Below are 17,062 nucleotides of genomic sequence, written 5' to 3' on the forward strand. Positions count from 1 at the left end.
CTCAGCCCTCGACCTTAAGGCCGCGCTTGGTGAGCTCGGCGACGGTGGCGTCGTGGCCGGCCTTCACCGCGTCGGCGAGGGTGGGGCCGCCGGGGGCGACGGCGCCGAAGCGGTCCTTGATGGCGGTGTTGGTGGTGCCGGTGGTGGGGCCCCAGGACCACTGCGGGGTGATGGAGGCGCCGGCGGCCTCGAAGAGGGCGTAGATGTCCTGGCCGCCGTAGAAGCTCGCGTCGAACGCCTTCTTGGCGGCGGGGCGCAGGGCGGTGGCGGCGGGGAAGGCGCTGGAGGTGCCGGAGGCGATGCGGGCCTTGACGCCCGCCTCGGTGGTGGCCATCCAGGTGGCGAACTCGACGGCGGCGGCCTTCTTGGTGCTGTTCTTCGGGACGGCGAAGGTGGAGCCGCCGAGCATGCCGGAGGCGGGCTTGCCGTCCCAGCTGGGCATGGGGGCGACGGCCCACTTGCCGGCCTGTTCGGGGAGGGTGCCCTTGAGGACGCCGGCGCCCCAGGAGGCGCCGAGGTAGGCGAGGGTGGTGCCGTTCTTGAGGGAGCCGGTCCACTCGGGGCTGAAGGAGGCGTTCTTGTGGACGAGGCCGGCATCGAGGAGGCCCTGCCAGTAGGCGGTGACCTTGGCGGTGGCCGGGTCGGTGGTGTCGATCTTCCAGGTGTCGTTCTCGGCCTTGAACCACTGGGCGCCGGCCTGCCAGGCCATCGCCTCGAAGGTGGTGGGGTCGTCGGGGAAGAAGGTGGCGATACGGGCTTTGGCGTCGGCCTTCTTCACCTGCTCGGCGGCCTTCCGGAACGCGTCCCAGGTGGTGGGGACCTCGATCCCGTGCCGCGCGAAGAGGTCCTTGCGGTAGTAGAGGGCCTGCGGGGCGGCGTCGAAGGGGACGGCCCAGTTCTTGCCGCCGAGGGTGGTGAGGTCGACGGCCTGGGGGAGGAGGCCGGCCCGGGCGGATTCGGGGAAGACGTCGCCGATCTCCTGGAGGGCGCCGGAGGAGACGAACTCGGGGAGCGAGGGGTACTCGATGGAGACCAGGTCGGGGGCGTTGCCGGCCTTCACGGCGTTGGAGATCTTGGCGTAGCCGCCGGCGTTGCCGGAGGGGATCTCCTCGAAGGTGACCTCGATGTCGGTGTGGGAGGCGTTGAAGGCGTCGACGACGTCCTTCGAGCCCTTGGCCCATCCCCAGAAGGTGATCGTGACGGGCTTCCCGGCGGCGGAATCGGCGGCGTCACCGCCTCCGCCGCAGGCCGTGAGGACGGCGAGGGCGGTGGCGGCGCCGGCTATGGCGCGGGACGTTCTGCTCCGGCTGAGACTCACGGCACGGCTCCTGATCGGCGGCGCGGACGGGTTGGCCGTGATCCTGGGACCGTTCGTGAGCGAAGTCAAGAGCGAAAGATTGAATGATCGAAAAAAGATCAGATCGATCAGCGGTGCGGGCATCCCGCGGGGCCGGCACCCCGGCCGGTGTCAGAGCGGCGGCACCGGGCGGGCGGCCCCGCAGGACGCCCGCACCCGCAGCCGCGGCAGCAGGCTCACGTGACGGCTCGCCGCCTCCTCGTCCGCACCCCCGGTCAGCCGCTCCACCAGCAGTTCCGTGGCGTGCCTGCCCACCTGCCGCTTGGGCGGGGCGACCGCCGTCAGCGGGGTGTCGGCCAGCGCGGCGACCTCGTCGTCGTACGCGATGAGGGCCAGGTCCTCCGGGACGCGCACGCCGAGCGGGGCGAGCCGCTGCACGATCTCGATCGCGTCCACGTCGTTGTGGACCAGCGCCGCGCTCGCGCGCCCCGAGCGGACCTCCTCGTACAGCGCCCGCACCGCGCGCCCGAACCCCTCCGGATCCGCCTCGGCCGGGACGGAGTCGATCACCGGCCGGGGCTCCTCCCGGCCCAGCACGGCCAGCGCCTCCGCGTACCCGGCCCGCACCGCGAGCGCGGTCGGCGAGTCCCCGCGGGCCACCAGCAGCGGGGTCGCGTGGCCGAGACCGATCAGGTGGCGCAGGGCGAGCAGCACCCCGTGGGCGTGGTCCGAGGAGACCCGGTCGAGCCCGTCGAGCGGGCTGCCCGGCTCGGCCCGCCGCTCCAGCAGCACGGCCGGCACCGGCAGCCGGGTCAGCCAGTCCCCGTACGCGTACCGGTCCTCGGGCCCGCGCCAGCCCGGCGCCACCAGCACCCCCTCGGCACCGGCCGCGAGCAGCCCCTCGGTGCGGGCGCGGTCCTCCTCCGGGCGGTAGTCCGAGATCCGCAGCACCAGCCGGGCGCCGGCCCGGGCGGCCGCCTCGTGCGCACCCCGGATGACCTCGGCGAAGTAGTACGTGGCGGAGGGCGCGAGCAGCCCGAGCACCAGCCCCTCGCCCGCGCCCGGCCCGGGCTGCGCGGCGCCCGGCGCGGCGGCGCGCGGCCAGGAGACCTGGCCGTGCACCCGGTCGAGCAGGCCCCGCGAGGCCAGCGCCTCCGCGTCGCGGCGGGCGGTGACGGGGGAGACCCCCAGGAGGCCGGCCAGCTCGGCGACGCGGACCGTGCCGCGCTCGCGGACCAGGTCCAGCAGTCGGGCGTGTCGTTCGGCGGCACTCTCGCGCACGTGCGGTTCCCCCTCGCGGTGTGGTGGTTCCCCGACCTTAGACGAAAATGATCGAACGGCGGGAGTTTCGATCATTCGCTCCGAATCTCTTGACGACTCGATCGAGGACGGGCCTACCGGAGGCGCCTACTGGGGCCCGTACTTGCGGCCCGCCTTCGACGACACCCCGCCGAGCAGCGCGCGCGGCGCCAGCTTCACCACGCCCATCAGGGCCTTGTAGCGCGGGTCCGGGATCGACAGGGTCCTGCCCCGCGCCAGGTCCGACAGGGCCGCCGCCACCAGCTTGTCCGCGTCGAGCCACATCCAGCCGGGGATGTTGTCCGTCCCCATCCCGGCCCGCTCGTGGAACTCGGTGCGCACGAAGCCGGGGCAGAGCGCCATCAGCCGCACCCCGCTGCCCGCGAGGTCCCGGGCCGCGCCCTGGGTGAACTGCACGACCCACGCCTTCGAGGCCCCGTAGGTGCCGCGCGGCACGAAGGCCGCCACCGAGGCCACGTTGACCACCCCGCCCCGCCCGCGCCCCTTCATCGCGGCGGCCGCGGCCGAGGTCAGCCGCAGCACCGCCTCGCAGTGCACGGTCAGCATCCGCAGCTCGTCGGCCATCGACACGTCGAGGAAGCGGCCCTTGTTGCCGAAGCCCGCGTTGTTCACCAGCAGGTCGACCGGCCGGCGCGGGTCGGAGAGCCGGGCCTCGACCGCGCCGATCCCGTCCTCGGAGGAGAGGTCCGCGGCGAGCACCTCGGCCTCCACCCCGTGCCGGTCGTGCAGCTCGGTCGCCTGCTCCCGAAGGCGCTTCAGGTCCCGCGCCACCAGGACGACGTCATGGCCGTCGGCCGCCAGCCGCCGCGCGAAGGCGGCGCCGATGCCGGCGGTGGCTCCCGTGATCAGTGCAGTGGTCATACCGGAACCGTAGTGCCCGGAACCGACGCCCCCGCGCCCCTGCGGCCCCGGCCCCGCCCCGTGGCTCCGCCCGCCCGCCCGTACGGCCCCGGTCTCAGGAGCCGTACTTCTCCACATGCTTGCGGGCCGCCGCGAGCAGGCCGGACTCCATCCACTCGGCGGCCACCAGCGTCTCCGCGAGCCGCTCCCGCTCGGTCGTGGCCGCCCGGTGCAGGAAGGCGACCGTGATCTCGTGGTCGGGCCGGTGCACCACCGTGACCGGGTCGCCGGCCCGCACCTCGCCCGGCTCGATCACCCGCAGCAGCGCGCCCGGCCGGCCGGCCTGGGTGAACCGCTTCACCCAGCCCCTGGGGTCGATCCCCCGCTCCTCCAGGTGCCCCTGGAAGGTGCGGCACGGGACCCGGCCGCCGGTGACCTCGACGATCAGCGACGCGCCGATCCGCCAGCGCTCGCCGATCAGCGCCCCGTTCACGTCCAGGCCGGCCGTCGTCAGGTTCTCCCCGAAGGAGCCGTTCGCCAGCTCCCGGCCCAGCTCCCGCTCCCAGCGGTCCAGGTCCTCGCGGGCGAAGGCGTACGCCGCGCGGTCGGCGCCCCCGTGGTAGCGCAGGTCGCACACGTCGTCCCCGGCGACGCCGCTCGCCCCGACGCCGTTGGGCCCGGGCGACTCGATCCGTACGGGGCCGTCGACGGGGCGCTTGTCGATGCCCGTCGTCCCGGAGGCGGCATCGGTGTAGGCGACGCGCTTCGCCCGTCCCGCGTTCACACTCAGCAAGGTCGTCATGGGGGCAGCGTAGGCACGACCCGACCCCTCGGCCTCAAAGATCTGATCGAAGATTCGCACCCGAATCCAAGAGTCGCTTATGCTCGACCCATGATCGAGGCACGCCATCTCCGCGTCCTGCGGGCCGTCGCCGCCACCGGCTCCTTCTCCGCCGCCGCGCGCGAACTCGGCTGCACCCAGCCCGCCGTCAGCCAGCAGATGAAGGCCCTGGAGTCCTCGGCCGGCACCCCGCTGCTCATCCGGACCGGCCGCGAGATGCGCCTCACCCAGGCCGGCGAGGTCCTCGTCCGGCACGCCGCCGGCATCCTCGCCGGACTCACCGCCGCCGAGGAGGAGGTCGCCGCCATCGCCGGGCTGCGGGCCGGCCGGGTCCGCCTGGTCTCCTTCCCCAGCGGCAGCTCCACCCTCGTCCCCACCGCGCTCGCCGCCCTGCGCGCCGCCCACCCCGGCACCCGGGTCTCCCTCGTCGAGGCCGAGCCGCCGCGCTCCGTCGAGATGCTCCGCGAGGGCGACTGCGACATCGCCCTCGCCTTCCGGTACGGGTCCGGCCAGGCCGCCGGCGAGTGGGACGACCTGGTGGTCCGCCCGCTGCTCACCGACCGGCTGGTCGGCCTGGTCCCGGAGGCGCACCCGCTCGCCGGCGCCGGCTCGGTCTCCATCGCCGAGCTCGCCGGGGACTCCTGGATCGCCGGCTGTCCCCGGTGCCGCCGGCAGCTCGTCGACGTCTGCGAGGAGGCCGGCTTCGCCCCGCGCATCGACTTCGCCACCGACGACTACCCGGCCGTGGTGGGGCTGGTCGGCGCGGGGCTCGGCGTGGCCGTCCTGCCGGAGCTGGCCATCGAGTCCGTACGGCCCAAGGGCGCGCGGACCGTGGCCGTCGAGCCTGCCGTGGAGCGGGAGATCGTGGCGCTGACCCTGCCGGACCTGGCCCAGGTCCCGGCGGTCGCGGCCACCCTCGACGAGCTGTCCCGGGCCGCCACGCGGGCGTAGCCCCGCCCGGGGCCACGCGCGCGTGCGCCCGGGTTCCCGGAGGCCCCGAGTCAGGGCCTCAGCTCACGAGGAAACGTTCCTTCACGCATGTCCCACGGTCGATCGTCCGGCGGCCGACGCCGCCGTGGGCGCGGCCCGTCCGGCGATCGCCGTCGCCGGCGCCGCCGTGATCAGACGGTTGCGCGCGCGTCCCATGAGTTCTTCGCGTTCGTCCTCGGTGAGGCCGCCCCAGACGCCGTAGGGCTCCCGCACGGCGAGTGCGTGTGCCGCGCACTGCGCGCGGACCGGGCACCGCATGCAGACCTCTTTTGCCGAGTTCTCACGCGCACTCCGTGCCGCGCCGCGCTCTCCCTCGGGGTGGAAGAACAGGGAGCTGTCGACCCCGCGGCAGGCCGCGAGCAGTTGCCAGTCCCACAGATCGGCGTTGGGTCCGGGAAGGCGGGAGAAATCTGCCATTGCGCTAGTCCCCTTGAAACCGTGTCGAAACGGGTTGGTGGGTGGGCGGGAAGTGGCGGTCGCCCCGGGGTTCCTCGGGCCCCGGTCGGGCCGGATGTGTCCGACTACTGTCGAAGTAGATGTAAATATGACTCATTGCGAATCTAGCCACAGACACCGCGAAAAGGGAAGAAAACCCGCTAAATGGGGCATAGCTTCTGCTGTGTGGACGCACGACCTGCGACGCTCTTCTCCGTGCACGGCCCCTCACATGGAGTGCCGAAGGTCTCGTCCGACCCGTAACTCTTTCGAGTGACCATCGTTGAGAGTGCGAGGCGGTTGAATGAACAAGCGATCGGGCAGGTGTCCGGGAGCGTCAACCGCGCAGGTGACGATACGTACCAGCCCTGGAGGCCCAAGGTGACGCGCATCAGCCGCGAGAGTCGCGGAGGTCAGTCATGACGTCCGTCCTCGTCTGCGACGACTCCCCGCTTGCCCGAGAGGCGCTTCGCCGCGCGGTCGCGACCGTGCCCGGCGTCGAGCGCGTGACCACCGCGGCCAACGGCGAGGAAGTCCTCCGCCGCTGGGGCGCCGACCGCTCGGACCTGATCCTGATGGATGTGCGCATGCCCGGCCTCGGCGGTGTGGAAACCGTCCGCCGGCTGCTCTCCGCCGACCCCGGCGCCCGGATCATCATGCTCACCGTCGCCGAGGACCTCGACGGCGTCGCCCTCGCGGTCGCCGCCGGTGCCCGTGGCTACCTGCACAAGGACGCCTCGCGCGCCGAGCTGCGGGCCACCGTCACCCAGGCGCTCGCCGACCCGACCTGGCGGCTCGCCCCGCGCCGGCTCCGTTCGGCCGAGATGGGCGCCGCGCCCACCCTCACCGCGCGCGAGATCCAGGTCCTCGAAGGCATGAGCCACGGCCGGTCCAACGCGGAGATCGGGCGCGAGCTCTTCCTCTCCGAGGACACCGTCAAGACCCACGCCCGCCGCCTCTTCAAGAAGCTCGGCGCCTCCGACCGGGCGCACGCCGTCGCGCTCGGATTCCGCTGGGGCCTGGTCCGCTGAACCGGCGGACGCACGCCTCCTCCCCGTCCGCCGAGCGGCGGACGGGGCGGGCCTGTGTCGATTCCCCGCCCGATGCCGCATCCTTGAGGTGTGGAGTTCCTCGGGGACGAGTCGATCGAGCGGAAGGGGAGGGCGCCAGAGATGAATCCCGGCGCACCTGCTCATAACGCTTCGGTGCACAACTACGGACACGGTGCCGCGGACGGACAGGCGTCAAGGCACCATGGAGCGATGCGCGACGACGAGACCATGGGTTCCCCCATGCCTGCCGGGCAGGGGGAGATCGGTGCGCTCGTCCACCGTGCCGTCGAAGGGGACGCGCAGGCCACCCACGACCTGCTCGCGCGCGTCCACCCCCTCGCGCTGCGCTACTGCCGCACCCGGCTCAACCGGCTCCCCGGTGACGCCCGCCACTTCGTCGAGGACCTCGCGCAGGAGGTCTGCGTCGCCGTCCTGATGGCCCTGCCCCGCTACAAGGACACCGGCCGCCCCTTCGAGGCGTTCGTCTTCGCCATCGCCGGACACAAGGTCGCCGACCTCCAGCGCGCCGCCATGCGGCACCCCGGCTCCACCGCCGTGCCCTCCGACGAGATGCCCGAGCGGCCCGACGACTCCCTCGGCCCCGAGGAGCGCGCCCTCCTCAGCGACGACGCCGAATGGGCCAAGAAGCTCCTCGCCAACCTCCCGGAGAACCAGCGCGAGCTCCTCGTCCTCCGGGTCGCGGTCGGGCTGACCGCCGAGGAGACCGGCCAGATGCTCGGCATGTCCCCGGGCGCCGTCCGGGTCGCCCAGCACCGCGCCCTCAGCCGGCTGCGGGCCCTGGCCGAGCAGTAGGCCCCACCGGGCGGCACCGTCCCCTGCGTACACGTACGAAGGTCCAAAGCTTGCCGCTGATCTTGATCGTGGAATGAGACACCGCTCGGGCCCGTTAGCATGGACATCCCGCACCGATCAAGGCCATTTGGGAAGGTGTCATGACTGCCAACGTCGACGGAGTGCCCGAAAAATTCGCGACACTCGGGCTGACCTACGACGACGTGCTGCTGCTGCCGGGAGCCTCCGAGGTTCTCCCCAACGCGGTCGACACCTCGTCCCGCATCTCTCGTAACGTCCGGGTCAACATCCCGCTGCTGTCCGCGGCGATGGACAAGGTGACCGAGTCCCGCATGGCGATCGCCATGGCCCGTCTGGGCGGCGTCGGCGTGCTCCACCGGAACCTCTCCATCGAGGACCAGGTCAACCAGGTGGACCTCGTCAAGCGGTCCGAGTCCGGCATGGTGACCGACCCGATCACGGTCCACCCGGAGGCGACCCTCGCCGAGGCCGACGCCCTCTGCGCCAAGTTCCGCATCAGCGGCGTCCCGGTCACCGCCCCCGACGGCAAGCTCCTCGGCATCGTGACCAACCGCGACATGGCCTTCGAGACCGACCGCAGCCGTCAGGTCCGCGAGGTCATGACGCCGATGCCGCTGGTCACCGGCAAGGTCGGCATCTCCGGCGTCGACGCCATGGAGCTGCTGCGCCGCCACAAGATCGAGAAGCTGCCGCTCGTCGACGACGAGGGCGTGCTCAAGGGCCTCATCACCGTCAAGGACTTCGTCAAGGCGGAGAAGTACCCGAACGCCGCCAAGGACGCCGAGGGCCGGCTGCTCGTCGGCGCGGCCGTCGGCGCCAGCCCCGAGGCGCTGGAGCGCGCCCAGGCGCTCGCCGCCGTCGGCGTCGACTTCCTCATCGTCGACACCTCGCACGGCCACAACAGCAACGCCCTGAGCTGGATGGCGAAGATCAAGTCGAGCGTGAACGTCGACGTGATCGGCGGCAACGTCGCCACCCGCGACGGCGCCCAGGCGATGATCGACGCCGGTGTCGACGGCATCAAGGTCGGCGTCGGCCCCGGCTCCATCTGCACCACCCGCGTCGTCGCCGGCATCGGCGTCCCGCAGGTCACCGCGATCTACGAGGCGGGTCTCGCGGCCCGCGCCGCCGGCGTCCCGCTGATCGGCGACGGCGGCCTCCAGTACTCCGGCGACATCGGCAAGGCGCTCGCCGCCGGCGCCGACACCGTGATGCTCGGCAGCCTCCTCGCGGGCTGCGAGGAGTCGCCCGGCGAGCTGCTCTTCATCAACGGCAAGCAGTTCAAGTCGTACCGCGGCATGGGCTCGCTCGGCGCCATGCAGTCCCGTGGCCAGGGCAGGTCCTACTCGAAGGACCGCTACTTCCAGGCCGACGTCACCTCCGACGACAAGCTTGTGCCCGAGGGCATCGAGGGCCAGGTGCCGTACCGCGGTCCGCTCTCCTCCGTGGTGCACCAGCTGGTCGGCGGCCTGCGCCAGACGATGGGCTACGTGGGCGCCGCCACCATCGAGGAGATGGAGTCCAAGGGCCGCTTCGTCCGGATCACCTCGGCGGGCCTCAAGGAGAGCCACCCGCACGACATCCAGATGACGGTCGAGGCGCCGAACTACAGCAGGAAGTAGTCCGCGCGGACGGGAGGGGGCGGTTCCGGCATGTGGCCGGAGCCGCCCCCCACGCGTGTGTCGGGGATACTGGTAGGCGCAGACATAGAGGGAAAGGCCACATATCGTGACTGAGATCGAGATCGGGCGCGGCAAGCGCGGCCGCAGGGCGTACGCGTTCGACGACATCGCCGTCGTACCGAGCCGGCGCACCCGGGACCCGAAGGAGGTCTCGATCGCCTGGCAGATCGACGCCTACCGCTTCGAGCTGCCCTTCCTGGCCGCCCCGATGGACTCGGTCGTCTCCCCGCAGACCGCCATCCGGATCGGCGAGCTCGGTGGTCTGGGCGTGCTGAACCTCGAAGGCCTGTGGACCCGCTACGAGGACCCGCAGCCGCTGCTCGACGAGATCGCCGAGCTGGACGAGGCCACCGCCACCCGCCGTCTGCAGGAGATCTACGCCGCTCCGATCAAGGAGGAGCTGATCGGGCAGCGCATCAAGGAGGTGCGCGACTCCGGCGTCGTCACCGCCGCTGCGCTCTCCCCGCAGCGCACCGCCCAGTTCTCCAAGGCCGTCGTCGACGCGGGCGTGGACATCTTCGTCATCCGCGGCACCACGGTCTCCGCCGAGCACGTCTCCGGCGCGGCCGAGCCGCTCAACCTGAAGCAGTTCATCTACGAGCTGGACGTCCCGGTCATCGTCGGCGGCTGCGCCACGTACACCGCCGCCCTGCACCTGATGCGGACCGGCGCCGCGGGCGTCCTGGTCGGCTTCGGCGGCGGCGCCGCGCACACCACCCGGAACGTGCTGGGCATCCAGGTCCCGATGGCGACCGCCGTCGCCGACGTGGCCGCGGCCCGCCGCGACTACATGGACGAGTCCGGCGGCCGGTACGTGCACGTCATCGCCGACGGCGGCGTGGGCTGGTCCGGCGACCTGCCGAAGGCGATCGCCTGCGGCGCGGACGCCGTGATGATCGGCTCCCCGCTGGCGCGCGGCACCGACGCGCCGGGCAAGGGCCACCACTGGGGCATGGAGGCCGTTCACGAGGACGTGCCGCGCGGCAAGCTGGTCGACCTGGGCATCGTCGGCACCACCGAGGAGATCCTCACCGGTCCGTCGCACACCCCGGACGGCTCGATGAACTTCTTCGGCGCCCTGCGCCGCGCGATGGCCACCACGGGCTACAGCGAGCTCAAGGAGTTCCAGCGCGTCGAGGTGACCGTCGCGGACTCGCAGCACCGCCGCTGACGCTTCCCGTCGTACGGGAGAGGGCCCCGCACCGACCGGTGCGGGGCCCTCTCCCGTACGCGCGCGTGCTCCGGTCAGTCGGAGGCGCCGGCCTTCCGGGCGCCGGAGAAGGCGGCGACGGGGCCGAGCGCGAGGAAGAGGAAGGTCATGGCGTCCTTGCCCTCGTTCCACGCGTCGGTCAGCATGCCGAACTGCTGGAAGAAGAGCTCGGTGAAGGAGAGGCCGAACTCCTTGGAGGCGAAGACCGCGATGCCGACGAGCTGGCCGAGGTAGACGGCCCCGAGGGCCAGGACCGCGCTGACGATCGGCAGCACGGGGTTGGTGCCGCCGACCTTGCCGGCGGCGAAGCCGACCGCGAAGCCGACGCCGACCGCGGCCCAGCCGATCTCGACCTCGACGCCGCCCAGGACGGCGCCGTAGATGCCGGCGGTGACCAGCGCGGCGACGACGGCGGCGAGGATGCCGAGGCCGATGTTGTTCCGGCGGGGCGCGGGCGCCGGCGGGTAGGCGCCGAACGGGTTCTGGCCGTCGGGAGCCTGACCGAACGGGTTCTGCCCCGCGGGCTGCTGGGGCGCGCCCGGCGCGAACGGGTTCTGGCCAGCGGGCTGCTGGCCGGGCGCGCCCTGGGCGTACGGGTTGCCGGGCGGCGGAACGGGCTGGCTCATGGTGGTGGTCCCCCAAGACGGATGCCGCACGGGTGTGCGACCAATGGGGCGGGAGACTAGCAGCCCGCTCCGACAGTGGCCCACCTGTTACCTGGGTTCAGAGCCGGTGCGCGGTGCCGGCGGGGGTGGCGCCGCGGGTGTCGAGGAGGAGCTGGGCCTTCACGGCGAGGCCCTGGAGGTCGTAGACGCGGTGGTGCTGGAGCAGGACCGTCAGGTCGGCGTGGGCGGCGGCCTCGTAGAGGGAGTCGGCGCGGGGGACGGGGAGGTCGCGCACCCGCCAGTCGGGGACGTGCGGGTCGTGGAAGCTGACCGTCGCGCCGAGGTCCATGAGGCGGTGGGCGATCTCGTCGGCGGGGGAGCCCTCGCGGTCGGCGAGGTCGGGCTTGTACGTGATGCCGAGCAGCAGGATCCGGGCGCCGCGGGCGGACTTGCCGTGCTCGTTGAGGAGCGCGGCGGCGCGCTGGACGACGTACCGCGGCATCCGCTGGTTGACCTGGCCGGCGAGTTCGACGAGGCGGAGCGGGTGGTGGCCGCCGAGCCGCTCGACGGGGACGCCGTGGCCGCCGACGCCGGGGCCGGGGCGGAACGCCTGGAAGCCGAAGGGCTTGGTCTCGGCGCAGCGGATGACGTCCCAGAGGTCCACGCCGAGTTCGTGGCAGAGCACCGCCATCTCGTTGACGAGGGCGATGTTGACGTGCCGGAAGTTGGTCTCCAGGAGTTTGACCGTCTCGGCCTCGCGGGGGCCGCGGGCGCGGACCACCTTGTCGGTGAAGCGGCCGTAGAAGGCGGCGGCGGACTCGGTGCACGCGGGCGTGAGGCCGCCGATGACCTTCGGGGTGCCGGCGAGGCCGGGCAGGCGCGCGCCGGGGTCGACGCGGCCGGGGGAGTACGCGAGGTGGAAGTCGCGGCCGGCCCGCAGGCCCGAGCCCTCCTCCAGGAGCGCGCGGAGCGGGCCCTCGGTGGTGCCGGGCGGGACGGGGGACTCCAGGACGACGGTGGTGTGGGGGCGGAGCCGGGCGGCGAGCGCGCGGGCGGCGTCGGTGACGGCCGTGAGGTCGAGGCCGCCGTCGGGGCCGGGCGGGGTGGCGGCGCAGATCACCGCGGTGCGGACCCGGCCGAGTTCGGCCGGGTCGGTGGTGGCCCGGAAGCCGCCGGAGAGCATCCGGCGGAGCTCGGAGGCGGTGAGGGAGCCGTCGACCGGGGGCCGGCCCGCGGTGAGTTCGGCGACCGGGCCGGGATCGGTGTCGAAGCCGGCGGTGGCGATGCCCGCGGCGGTCGCGGCCTGGGCGAGGGGGAGTCCGTGGTGGCCGAGGCCGATGACGGCGAGGTCTGCGGGCATGGGGGGTGGGCCGTCCTTCCCGGTAGCCGTGACGACGTGCGTACGCAATGTCAGACTAGGAGTAAATATGACCGATATGCGGCATTGCATGATCGAAGGTCGCCGAGTGTTATCCACAGGTCTGTGCGGGGGCGGTGGCCGAAGCCGCCGGACCGGTCCAGAATCGGGACTGTGAGCCGGGCCACACGCGGTCCGGTTCACCGCTGCGACGACGAGGGACAGCCGGGACGCACGACGACGGGAGGCGGCAGCCGTGAGGACAGCGACACTGGGACCCGCCGAGCGCGCCGCGGCGCTGACGGCCATGGCCGAGCGCGAGCTGGACGTGCTCGTCGTCGGCGGCGGCGTGGTCGGCGCCGGCACCGCCCTCGACGCGGTCACGCGCGGGCTCTCCACCGGCATCGTCGAGGCCCGCGACTGGGCCTCCGGCACCTCCAGCCGCTCCAGCAAGCTCATCCACGGCGGCCTCCGCTACCTGGAGATGCTCGACTTCGCCCTGGTCCGCGAGGCCCTCAAGGAGCGCGGACTGCTCCTCGGGCGGCTCGCCCCCCACCTGGTGAAGCCGGTGCCGTTCCTCTACCCGCTCCAGCACCGGGCCTGGGAGCGGGTCTACGCGGGCTCCGGCGTCGCCCTGTACGACGCCATGTCCGTCTCCTCCGGGCACGGCCGCGGCCTCCCCGTCCACCGCCACCTCAGCCGCAAGGGCGCCCTCCGTGTCGCCCCCTGCCTGCGGCGGGACGCCCTCACCGGCGCCCTCCAGTACTACGACGCCCAGATGGACGACGCCCGCTTCGTCCTCACCCTCGTCCGCACCGCCGCCTCCTACGGCGCCCTGGCCGCCGCCCGGGCCCGCGTCACCGGTTTCCTCCGGGAGGGCGAGCGGGTCGTCGGCGCCCGCGTCCAGGACGTCGAGACCGGCGGCGAGTACGTCATCCGGGCCAAGCAGATCGTCAACGCCACCGGGGTGTGGACCGACGACACCCAGGCCCTCATCGGCGAACGCGGCCAGTTCCACGTCCGCGCCTCCAAGGGCATCCACCTCGTCGTCCCCAAGGACCGGATCCACTCCACCACCGGCCTCATCCTGCGCACCGAGAAGTCCGTCCTCTTCGTCATCCCCTGGGGCCGGCACTGGATCATCGGCACCACCGACACCGACTGGGACCTCGACAAGGCCCACCCCGCCGCCTCCAGCGCCGACATCGACTACCTGCTCGAACACGTCAACACCGTGCTCGCCACCCCGCTCTCCCGCGACGACGTCCAGGGCGTCTACGCCGGTCTGCGCCCCCTGCTCGCCGGCGAGTCCGACGCCACCAGCAAGCTCTCCCGCGAGCACACCGTCGCCCATCCCGTTCCCGGCCTGGTCGTCGTCGCCGGCGGTAAGTACACGACCTACCGGGTGATGGCGAAGGACGCCGTCGACGAGGCCGTGCACGGCCTCGGCTTCGGAGGGTCCTCGGGGCGGAGCGGCTGGGGAGGGGTCGCCCCCTGCGTCACCGAGGACACCCCGCTGATCGGGGCCGAGGGCTACCGGGCGCTGTGGAACGCGCGGGCCGGGATCGCCGCCCGCACCGGCCTGCACGTCGTCCGCGTCGAGCATCTGCTCAACCGGTACGGCTCCCTGACGGAGGAACTGCTCGCCCTCGTCGCCGAGGACCCCTCGCTCGGCGAACCGCTCGCCGGGGCCGACGACTACCTGCGCGCCGAGGTCGTCTACGCGGCCTCGCACGAGGGCGCCCGCCACCTCGACGACGTCCTCACCCGGCGCACCCGCGTCTCCATCGAGACCTTCGACCGCGGCACCCGCAGCGCGCGCGAGGCGGCGGAGCTGATGGCGCCGGTCCTCGGCTGGGACGAGGGACAGACCGAGAGAGAGATCGAGCACTACCGGAAGCGGGTCGAGGCGGAGCGGGAGTCCCAGCGGCAGCCCGACGACCAGACGGCGGACGCCGCGCGGCTCGGTGCGCCCGACATCGTCCCGATCTGACGGGGGCTCCGTCTGACGGTACGTCCGGTACGGGAGGGAACCCGGGGGCACCGGTGGCGCGTCGTCATACCGGAGTCTGGACCCGGGGGCGCCGCCCGCCGCGAGGTGAGGGACAATGGGCTCTCTTCCAGGGCGGGTTGCCGCAGCGTGCGGAGTGCGGCGGGCGCGGCGGAGATCAGGGATCGCAGAGGGGACGCATGTCGGAGTCGGAGCAGTCGCGGGACACGGCGAAGGACCCCCGGCGGGACGCCGCCGCGGGGGCCGCGACCGACGGCGGGCGGGGGACGGTTCCGGCCGCGCGCGAGGCGGAGCGGGACGCGGCGGAGCGGGGCGCGGGAGCGCCCGGCGGGACGGCCGCCGGCACGGAACCGGACGGCGGGGCCCGGCCGGAGGCCGCGGCGGCGACCCCCGGGGACGCCGCCCCGGAGCCGACGGAGCCTCAGGACGCGCCCCGGGAGGCGAAGCCGCGGGACGGTGAGCCCCAGGACGCGAAGCCGGGCGCCGGAGCGAAGGCGCCGCGCGACCGGGTGCCCGGGACCGAGCCGTCCACCGGGCGGGCCGGCTTCGGCGCCGGGGACGGCGACGGGCAGCGCCCCGCCGCCGACCGGCTCCGCAAGGGCTCCTCGTCCACCACCGCCGAGACCGAGGGCCGGCTGCTCGCAGGCCGCTACCGGCTCGGCGCCCTCGTCGGCCGCGGCGGCATGGGCACCGTCTGGCGCGCCGTCGACGAGACCCTCGGCCGCACCGTCGCCGTCAAGGAACTCCGCTTCCCCAGCAGCATCGACGAGGACGAGAAGCGCCGCCTGATCACCCGGACCCTGCGCGAGGCCAAGGCCATCGCCAAGATCCGCAACAACGGCGCCGTGACCGTCTACGACGTCGTCGACGAGGACGACCGCCCGTGGATCGTCATGGAGCTCATCGAGGGCAAGTCGCTCGCCGACGCCGTGCGCGAGGACGGCGTCCTCACCCCGCGCCGCGCCGCCGAGGTCGGCCTCGCCATCCTCGACGTGCTGCGCTCCGCGCACCGCGAGGGCATCCTGCACCGCGACGTGAAGCCCTCCAACGTCCTCATCGCCGACGACGGCCGCGTCGTCCTCACCGACTTCGGCATCGCCCAGGTGGAGGGCGACCCCTCCATCACCTCCACCGGCATGCTCGTCGGCGCCCCCTCGTACATCTCGCCCGAGCGCGCCCGTGGCCACAAGCCCGGCCCGGCCGCCGACCTGTGGTCGCTGGGCGGTCTGCTGTACGCGGCGGTCGAGGGCTGCCCGCCGTACGACAAGGGCTCCGCGATCGCGACCCTCACCGCCGTGATGACCGAGCCCGTCGACCCGCCGAAGAACGCGGGCCCCGAGCTCGAGCAGGTCATCTACGGGCTGCTCGCCAAGGACCCGGCGCAGCGGCTCGACGACGCCCGCGCCCGGGTGCTGCTGCGCGCCGTGCTCGACGCCCCCGTGGCCGCGCCGGAGCCGTCGCCCGAGGTGACCAGGATCGTTCCGCTGCCGACCCGCCCCGAGCGGGAGCCGGCGGCCCCGGTCGCCGGCCGGGAGAAGGCGCCCGAGCCCGCCGCCGAGCGGATGCGCGGCGCCCTCGCCTCCGTACGGAACGCGGCCGCGGCGGCCAAGGCCGAGGCGAAGACGAAGGACCGCGCCAAGGACAGGACCGCCAAGGAGAAGGGCGCCCGGGAGCAGGCCCGGCCCGTGCCCGCACAGAGCGGTTCGCGTCCGGCGCCGGTCCGCGCCCCGCTCACCGACGTCGTCCCCCGGCGCACCCTGGTGATCATCGCCGCGGTCGCCGTCCTCGCCGTGCTCGGCACCATCCTCGCGGTCTCCCTCAGCGGCGACGACAAGGGCGCCGAGGGCAAGGGCGGCGAGACCACCGCCTCGGCCGGGACCACCGCCGGCGGCGACGGCGGCTCCGGCACCGACGCCGGCTCCGGCACCGGAACCGGCGACCCCAGCCAGCAGGGCGACGCCCAGCCCGGCGACAACGGCGGCTCCGCCGACGCCGGTTCCGCGGCGACGGGCACCGCCACCGGCACCCCGGGCACCTCCACCGGCCAGACCGGCACCACGCCCACCGCCAAGCCGAGCGCCGGCACCGTGCTCCCGGCCGGCTACACCCTGGTCACCAACGACCGCTTCCACTTCTCCATGGGCATGCCCTCCTCCTTCGTCATGCGCCCCATAGACGGCTACAGCGGGGGCGCCATATGGAGCGAGAAGGGCGGCTTCCCGCGCGTCCAGGTCGACTTCAACGCCAGCCCGAAGGACGACGCGAAGGCCGCCTGGCTCGCCGCCGTCGGCGGCGTCCGCCTCACCAGCTCCGGCTACAAGCACCTCGGCATCGACACGGTGTCGTGGAAGGGCTACCCGACCGTCGCGGACTGGAAGTTCGAGCGGAACCAGAAGGGCGAGCGGGTCCGCGTCCTCAACCGCGGCTTCAAGGTCGACGCGAAGCACGGCTACTCGATCATGATCACCTGCCGTGCCGCCGAGTGGGACGGCGCCGAGTGCCGGACGCTGCGCGACACCGCGTTCGCCACGTTCAGCCCCAAGGACTGACCGACGCCCGTATCGTGAGGGACGGGGGACGACCGAAGC

The 17,062-nt window shown here is 73.4% G+C and carries 14 protein-coding genes; 7 read left to right on the forward strand and 7 right to left on the reverse strand.

Annotated features, from left to right (window positions below; all coding sequences use genetic code 11):
- Position 1: 1 nt before the first annotated feature.
- From ABFY03_RS23040 to ABFY03_RS23055, 4 genes are all read right to left on the reverse strand, one after another.
- The gene (locus tag ABFY03_RS23040) at positions 2–1,318 is read right to left on the reverse strand and encodes an ABC transporter substrate-binding protein (RefSeq protein ID WP_346170741.1); all 1,317 of its coding nucleotides are present in this window, start codon (positions 1,316–1,318) and stop codon (positions 2–4) included.
- 150 nt (positions 1,319–1,468) lie between these two features.
- Positions 1,469–2,578, reverse strand: coding sequence for a substrate-binding domain-containing protein (locus ABFY03_RS23045; protein ID WP_319010170.1), 1,110 nt, complete (start codon positions 2,576–2,578; stop codon positions 1,469–1,471).
- Positions 2,579–2,704: 126 nt separating this feature from the next.
- Positions 2,705–3,478 (reverse strand): SDR family NAD(P)-dependent oxidoreductase, encoded by a 774-nt coding sequence (locus tag ABFY03_RS23050; protein WP_346170742.1) that lies wholly within the window; start codon positions 3,476–3,478, stop codon positions 2,705–2,707.
- 94 nt (positions 3,479–3,572) lie between these two features.
- Positions 3,573–4,259 carry an MOSC domain-containing protein gene (locus tag ABFY03_RS23055; RefSeq protein ID WP_346170743.1) on the reverse strand — a complete coding sequence of 229 codons (687 nt, stop codon included), beginning with the start codon at positions 4,257–4,259 and terminating at the stop codon, positions 3,573–3,575.
- Between the two features lie 90 nt (positions 4,260–4,349).
- On the opposite strand from ABFY03_RS23055, the gene ABFY03_RS23060 reads away from it, so the two are divergent.
- Complete coding sequence (locus tag ABFY03_RS23060; protein WP_319010167.1) at positions 4,350–5,249, forward strand: LysR family transcriptional regulator; 900 nt, start codon at positions 4,350–4,352, stop codon at positions 5,247–5,249.
- 81 nt (positions 5,250–5,330) lie between these two features.
- On the opposite strand, the gene ABFY03_RS23065 is transcribed toward ABFY03_RS23060, so the two are convergent.
- Positions 5,331–5,705, reverse strand: a complete 375-nt coding sequence (locus ABFY03_RS23065) for a WhiB family transcriptional regulator (RefSeq protein WP_319010166.1) — start codon at positions 5,703–5,705, stop codon at positions 5,331–5,333.
- A gap of 437 nt (positions 5,706–6,142) precedes the next feature.
- Between ABFY03_RS23065 and ABFY03_RS23070 the strand changes: the two genes are divergently transcribed.
- The 4 genes from ABFY03_RS23070 to ABFY03_RS23085 all read left to right on the forward strand — a co-directional run bounded on the left by ABFY03_RS23070 (position 6,143) and on the right by ABFY03_RS23085 (position 10,462).
- The gene (locus tag ABFY03_RS23070; RefSeq protein WP_003948568.1) at positions 6,143–6,754 is read left to right on the forward strand and encodes a response regulator transcription factor; all 612 of its coding nucleotides are present in this window, start codon (positions 6,143–6,145) and stop codon (positions 6,752–6,754) included.
- Positions 6,755–6,985: 231 nt separating this feature from the next.
- Positions 6,986–7,588, forward strand: a complete 603-nt coding sequence (locus ABFY03_RS23075; protein ID WP_030750140.1) for a sigma-70 family RNA polymerase sigma factor — start codon at positions 6,986–6,988, stop codon at positions 7,586–7,588.
- A 140-nt stretch (positions 7,589–7,728) separates the two neighbouring features.
- Entirely contained in the window at positions 7,729–9,231 is a 1,503-nt protein-coding gene (guaB, locus tag ABFY03_RS23080) for an IMP dehydrogenase (protein WP_319010165.1), read from the forward strand.
- Between the two features lie 106 nt (positions 9,232–9,337).
- Positions 9,338–10,462 (forward strand): GuaB3 family IMP dehydrogenase-related protein, encoded by a 1,125-nt coding sequence (locus ABFY03_RS23085; protein ID WP_150230835.1) that lies wholly within the window; start codon positions 9,338–9,340, stop codon positions 10,460–10,462.
- Between the two features lie 74 nt (positions 10,463–10,536).
- Here ABFY03_RS23085 and ABFY03_RS23090 read toward each other — a convergent pair whose 3' ends face one another.
- Together ABFY03_RS23090 and ABFY03_RS23095 are read right to left on the reverse strand one after the other, a co-directional pair.
- The gene (locus ABFY03_RS23090; protein ID WP_319010164.1) at positions 10,537–11,127 is read right to left on the reverse strand and encodes a hypothetical protein; all 591 of its coding nucleotides are present in this window, start codon (positions 11,125–11,127) and stop codon (positions 10,537–10,539) included.
- A gap of 97 nt (positions 11,128–11,224) precedes the next feature.
- Positions 11,225–12,466: a nucleotide sugar dehydrogenase gene (locus ABFY03_RS23095; protein WP_319010163.1), complete on the reverse strand. Its 1,242-nt coding sequence runs from the start codon at positions 12,464–12,466 to the stop codon at positions 11,225–11,227.
- Positions 12,467–12,719: 253 nt separating this feature from the next.
- On the opposite strand from ABFY03_RS23095, the gene ABFY03_RS23100 reads away from it, so the two are divergent.
- Positions 12,720–14,456, forward strand: a complete 1,737-nt coding sequence (locus tag ABFY03_RS23100; protein WP_319010162.1) for a glycerol-3-phosphate dehydrogenase/oxidase — start codon at positions 12,720–12,722, stop codon at positions 14,454–14,456.
- A gap of 197 nt (positions 14,457–14,653) precedes the next feature.
- The gene (locus ABFY03_RS23105; protein WP_346170744.1) at positions 14,654–17,023 is read left to right on the forward strand and encodes a protein kinase domain-containing protein; all 2,370 of its coding nucleotides are present in this window, start codon (positions 14,654–14,656) and stop codon (positions 17,021–17,023) included.
- Positions 17,024–17,062 lie beyond the last annotated feature (39 nt).

Source organism: Streptomyces roseofulvus, assembly GCF_039534915.1.
GTDB lineage: Bacteria > Actinomycetota > Actinomycetes > Streptomycetales > Streptomycetaceae > Streptomyces > Streptomyces roseofulvus.